At 74.9% G+C, this 5,678-nt stretch carries 2 protein-coding genes; both read right to left on the bottom strand.

Annotation, left to right across the window (positions count from 1 at the left end; all coding sequences use genetic code 11):
• Positions 1–157 precede the first annotated feature (157 nt).
• Complete coding sequence (locus tag DMH08_RS38030; protein ID WP_125621073.1) at positions 158–934, bottom strand: arylamine N-acetyltransferase; 777 nt, start codon at positions 932–934, stop codon at positions 158–160.
• Positions 935–950: 16 nt separating this feature from the next.
• Positions 951–5,678: type I polyketide synthase (locus tag DMH08_RS38035; protein ID WP_125621075.1), on the bottom strand; the 4,728-nt coding region annotated here is incomplete at its 5' end.

The raw sequence follows: 5,678 nt of genomic DNA on the forward strand, positions 1-5,678 counted from the left end.
AGAAGAGCCAGGGGGGCACTGTGCCCCCGGCCCCGTAGAAGGCGTACACGAGCCGGCAGTACGCCGCGTATCCGGTGCGGTAGAAGTCGACGAACTTGGTGAGCGAAGAATCCTCGTTCTCCATCTTTGCCCTTCGTGGTCGCGACCGAGCGCGTGCTCAGTCCATGTCGCCGGAGAGGATGCGGGCCAGCAGCGCCCGGTGCTCGTCGTCGTCGACGATCGTGCGCACCTGCTCGCGGCCGTCGCGGACGGTGAGGAAGCGGCGCTGCCGCAGGAAGACCTGGCCGTCCGCGACGGCCCGGCCGCACAGGACCTCCCGGGTGTCGGTGCGTCCCGCGTCCGCCACGATCCGCCGGAAGTCGTCCTCCAGTTCCTTCCAGTCGCTCCACCGGCGGGGTTCGAGCGTGAACGTGTAGACGACGCTCCACCGCGTGGCCGGCCCCCGGCGCTGCAGCGCGGTCCCGTCCTCGCGCGGGACCAGCCGGAACCGGCTCCCGTACTGGGACTGCACGGCGTCGGTGACCAGCAGCGGCTCCACGTAGGTCGGCCCCGGGTAGCCGACGTCGGTGAGCCATGCGGAGCCGTCCAGCAAGACGCGGTTGAACATGTGCTCGATGTCGGTGCCGAAGTTGTCCCGACCCTCGGCGGTGACGCCCGCCAGGAGCGCGACGTCGTAGCCGAGCTCGCGCAGCAGCCGGTGGAACAGGCGGTTCAGGTGGTAGCAGGCGCCGCCGCGCCCTTGGACGATGCTCGTCTCGAAGATCTCGTCGTCGTCGAGGTCGACGATCTGGACGCCGTCCGCGAGGTCGTAGGCGGCGCTGTTGTACGGGACGGCCATCAGGTGGTTGCGCTGGAGCCTCCGCAGCGTCGCGATGTCCGCGGCGGTCTCGCCGGCGCAGCCGATCCGGCGGAGGTACTCCTCCACGTCGAACACGTCATTCCTCCTCGGGTCAGACCGAGACCGCGACCGGGGCCGCTTCCCGGTCGCCTTCGTGGTCGCCGAGCACCAGGTCGTGCAGGTAGGCGGCGATGCTCTCCGGTGTCGGGTAGGCGAAGACGAGGTTGGGGACGACCTTCCGGTCGGTGAGCCGGTTGAGCCGGTTGCGCAGCTCGATGGCGGTGAGCGAGTCGAACCCGAGCTCGAAGAGCCCCTGGTCCGCGTCGATGCGGTCGGACGCGCCGTAGCCCAGCACCGCGGCCACCTGGGCCCGCACCAGGTCGAGCAGGACCTTCTCCCGTTCGGCGGCCGGCAGTCCGGCCAGCCGCTCCGGCAGCCGTCCGCGCTCGTCGTCGGCGGTCGCGGTGTGCGCCGCCTGCCGTCCCGCGCGGACCAGCCCGCGCAGCATGTGCGGCACCACCCCGCCCGCCGCGGCGTCGGCGCGGACGCTGCGCAGGTCGATCCGGGCGGGGACGAGGAGCGAACGCCCGGACCCGAGCGCGGCCTCGAACAACTCCATCCCCTCGGCCTGCGACATCAACTGCAACCCGCCGCGCCTGCTCATCCGGGAACGGGCGAGGTCGTCGGTGCCCGCGGCCATCCCCCCGGACGTCTGGTCCCACAGGCCCCAGGCCAGCGACAGGCCCGGCAGGCCCTCGGCGCGACGGCTCGCCATCAAGCCGTCCAGGTAGGCGTTGGCCGCTGCATAGCTGCCGCTGCCCGCGCCCATGAACACGCCCGACACCGAGGAGTAGACGACGAACGCGGCCAGGTCCATGCCGCGGGTCAGCTCGTCCAGGTGCCGCACCGCGTCGGCCTTGGGCGCGAACACCTCCGCCAGCCGGTCGGGGGTCACCGTCCCGATCACTCCGGCGTCCGACACGCCCGCCGTGTGCACGATCCCGGTCAGGGGGTGCTCGGCGGGGACGGACGCCAGCAGCGCCGCGACCTGGTCGCGCTCGGACATGTCGCAGGCCGCGACGGACACCTCCGCGCCCTGGTCGGTGAGTTCGGTGACCAGGGCGTCCGCTCCTTCGGCGTCCGGGCCCCGGCGGCTCGCCAGAAGCAGGCGGCGGACACCGTGCCGGGCGACCAGGTGGCGGGCGGCCAGCCCGCCCAGCGATCCGGTGCCGCCCGTGACCAGGACCGTCCCGTCCGGACCGAACGGAGCCGGACCGTCCGGCTCCGGCGCGGCACCGGCGGCGCGGGCGAGGCGCGGGACGAACAGGGCGGTGCCGCGCACCGCGACCTGCGGCTCACCGGACGCGAGCACCGCACCCAGGACCGAGGCCGGGTCGGCTCCGGCGGCGGACTCCGGGTCGAGGTCGAGCAGGACGATCCGGTCGGGGTTCTCGGCCTGGGCGGCCCGGACCAGGCCCCACACCGCCGCCCCCGCGGGGTCGGTCACGGCGCCGTCGCCGCCGGCGGGCACCGCGCCCCGGGTCGCGACCACCAGCCGCGACTCCTCCAGCCCGCCGCCGCCCAGCCAGCACTGCACCGCGTCCAGCACGTGGGTCGTCGCTCCGAGCACGTCGCCGTCCGGCCCGCCGGCGCCGCGGCCCGCATCGAGGACGGCCGCGGCCGGGGCGTCCGCGCCCGACAGGACGTCGTCGGCGAGCGTCGCCACCTGCTCCGCGTCGGCGACCGGCACCCACGGCGGCGCGGCCCCGCCGGGCGCGGCGGGCAGCCCGGTCCACTCCACCCCGAACAGGGAGTCGGCGCGCACCGCGCCCGCCGCCGTCTCCAGCTGCCGGTCGCTGACCGGCCGCGCCACCAGCGAGTCCAGGGTGACGACGAGTCCGCCCGCGGCGTCCGCCGCCTCCAGCGCCATCGCGTCCGGTCCGGGCCTGGTGATGCGCGCGCGCAGCGCCGCGGCACCGGCAGCGTGCAGGCGCAGCCCGTCCCACGCGAACGGCAGCTTCAGCTCGGGGCCGTCCGGTCCGCCGTCGCCCGCGCCCGCCGCGGCGCTCAGGATCGTCGAGTGCAGGGCCGCGTCCAGCAGCGCGGGATGGATGCCGAAGCCGCCCGCGTCCTCGCGCCGCTCCTCCGGGAGCGCGACCTCGACGAAGACCTCCTCGTCGCGCCGCCACACCGACCGCACGGCCTGGAACGTGGTCCCGTACTCGTACCCCACCTCCGCGAGCCGCGCGTAGCCGCCGCCGATGTCGACCGGCTCCGCGCCGGGCGGCGGCCAGGCGGTGAAGTCGAAGTCCGCCCGCCGGGCGGCCGCCGTGGACGCCAGGACGCCGGCGGCGTGCCGGACCCAGCCGTCCGGACCGTCCTCCCCCGCGACGTCCTCGCGCTGGGAGTACACCTCGACGGTGCGCGCACCGCGCTCGTCCGGTCCGCCCACCGCGACCTGGACACGGACGCCGCCCTTGCGGGGCACCACCAGCGGCGCCTCGATCACGAGCTCGTCGAGGACCGGGCACCCGGCCTCGTCCCCGGCCCGCACCGCCAGCTCGACCAGCCCGGTGCCGGGAACGATGACGACGCCCCGGACCGCGTGGTCGGCCAGCCAGGGGTGCGTCCGCAGCGACAGCCGCGAGGTGAACACCAGCCCGTCCGACTGCGGCAGGTGCACGACCGCGCCCAGCAGCGGGTGGTCGGCTCCGGCCAGTCCCAGTGAGGCGGCGTCGCCGCCGGTCTCCGCCGCGCGCAGCCAGTAGTGCCGGTGGTCGAACGCGTACGTCGGCAGGTCCACCCGGCCCGACGCGGGCGGCAGGACGGACGTCCAGTCGACGTCGACACCCCGGACGTGCAACTCGGCCATCGAGGTCAGCAACCGCCGCATCCCGCCGTCGTCGCGGCGCAGCGACCCGACGACGACACCTTCGTCGGCGATCTCGCTGATCGGCTGGACCAGCACCGGGTGTGCGCTGACCTCGACGAACACGCCGTGGCCCTGATCGAGGAGGGCGGAGAGGGCGGATCCGAACCGGACCCGGTTGCGCAGGTTCCGGTACCAGTAGTCGCCGTCGACCTCCCCGGCCTCGGAGATCCACTCCCCGGTCACCGTCGACAGCAGCGGAATCGTCGGCGCCTGCGCCTCGATCCCGACCAGCGCCTCGGCGAGCGTGTCCTCGATGTCCTCCACGTGACTGCTGTGGGACGCGTAATCGACCGCGATCCGCCGCACCCGCACGCCGTCGGCGTCCAGCGCCTCCACCGCTTCGTCGAGCGCGTCGGCGTCCCCGGCGATCACTGCCGAGAAGGGGCTGTTGACCGCGGCGATCTCGACGCGGTCCGCCCACGGCTTCAGCCGCGCGGCCGTCTCGTCCTCGCTCAGCGCGACCGACGCCATCCCGCCGCGTCCCGACAGCTCGGCGGCGATGGCCCGGCTTCGCAAGGCCACCACCTTCGCGGCGTCCTCCAGAGACAGCGCCCCCGCCACGCACGCGGCCGCGATCTCGCCCTGGGAGTGCCCCACCACGGCGTCGGGCTTTACGCCGACCGATTCCCATACCGCCGCCAGGCCAATCATGACCGCGAAGCTCGCGGGCTGAAGGACGTCGACCCGGTCCAGGAAACCCGGCTCGGTGTCGCCGCGCAGCACGTCCGTCAGCGACCAATCCACCCACCGCTCCAACGCGGCGGCACACTCGGCGACACGCTCGGCGAACACCGGGGACGACTCCAGCAACTCGCGGCCCATGCCGACCCACTGCGTGCCCTGCCCCGGGAAGACCCACACGACCTTCCCCGGCGTGCCTGCGTCGCCGACCACCAGGCCGGGCGCTTCCTCGCCCCGTCCCAGCGCGCCGAGTCCCGCCACGGCGTCCTGCTCGGTCTCCGCCACGACCACGGCCCGCCTGCTGAACGCGGCGCGGCCGGTCAGCAGCGCGCCGGCCACGTTCGCCAGCGGCGCCGGGTCCGTTTCCGCCACGAACGCCGCCAGCTTGGCGCCCTGCCCTGCCAGTGCCCCGGTGGTTCGGGCCGAGACCACCAGCGGCACCGGGCCGTCGGACGGCGGCGCCTCCTCGGCGACCGGTTCCTCCGGCACTTCCTCAAGGATGAGGTGCGCGTTCGTCCCGCTGATCCCGAACGACGACACGCCCGCTCGGCGCGGGTGCCCGTTCGGTGTCCACTCCCGGGGCTCCGTCAGCAGCTCGACGGCCCCGGCGGACCAGTCCACCTGGGACGTCGGCCGCTCCACGTGCAGGGTCGGCGGCATGACGCCGTGCCGCATCGCCTGCACCATCTTGATCACGCTCGCCACGCCCGCGGCCGACTGCGCGTGGCCGATGTTCGACTTCAGCGACCCCAGCCACAGCGGCTGCCCGGCGTCCCGGCCCTGCCCGTAGGTGGCCAGGAGCGCCTGCGCCTCGATCGGGTCGCCCAGCGCGGTGCCCGTGCCGTGGCCCTCGACGACGTCCACGTCGGACGGCCCGAGTCCCGCGTTGGCGAGCGCGGCGCGGATCACCCGCTGCTGCGACGGCCCGTTCGGCGCCGTCAAGCCGTTCGACGCGCCGTCCTGGTTCACCGCGCTGCCGCGCAGCACCGCCAGTACCCGGTGCCCGCGCTCCCGCGCGACCGACAGGCGCTCCAGGACGACGATGCCGGCGCCTTCGGCCCAGCCGGTGCCGTCGGCGCCGTCCGCGTACGCCTTGCAGCGCCCGTCGCCGGCCAGGCCGCGCTGGCGGGAGAACTCGACGAAGGTGCCGGGCGTCCCCATCACCGTCACGCCGCCCGCCAGCGCCATCGAGCACTCGCCGGACCGCAGGGCCTGCCCGGCGAGGTG

The organism is Actinomadura sp. WAC 06369 (genome assembly GCF_003947565.1).
Taxonomy (GTDB): domain Bacteria; phylum Actinomycetota; class Actinomycetes; order Streptosporangiales; family Streptosporangiaceae; genus Spirillospora; species Spirillospora rifamycini.